The organism is uncultured Kordia sp. (assembly GCF_947489565.1).
Classification (GTDB): domain Bacteria; phylum Bacteroidota; class Bacteroidia; order Flavobacteriales; family Flavobacteriaceae; genus Kordia.
Genome location: NZ_CANLEA010000072.1, coordinates 1 through 308, shown reverse-complemented (window position 1 = coordinate 308; position 308 = coordinate 1). Strand labels below are relative to the sequence as shown.

Sequence of the window (308 nt, the reverse complement as noted above, 5' to 3'; positions counted from 1 at the left end):
TGATCGTGCGTTAAAGTGCTCGAAGTAAGTAACGGCGCTAAATCTTCCAGAATTGGATAGCGAAGAATATCACCTACACGAAGTCCATAACCTTGTTGCTTTAAGCGTGAAACCACTTGAATCGATTTGATAGAATCGCCTCCTAAATGATAAAAATCACTATGTTTTCCTATTTGTGAAATGCCCAACACAGTAGTCCAAATTTCAGATAGTATTTTTTCCTGATTCGTCTCTGGTGCAACATAACTTTGTTTTGTGGCAACTTCTTGGTCTATACTTGGTAGATTCGTTTTGTCAATCTTTCCATT

The 308-nt window shown here is 37.7% G+C and carries 1 protein-coding gene; it reads right to left on the bottom strand.

Annotated elements, in window-relative coordinates:
• Positions 1–308: phosphopantetheine-binding protein (locus Q0845_RS27760; RefSeq protein WP_298521220.1), on the bottom strand; the 308-nt coding region annotated here is incomplete at both ends.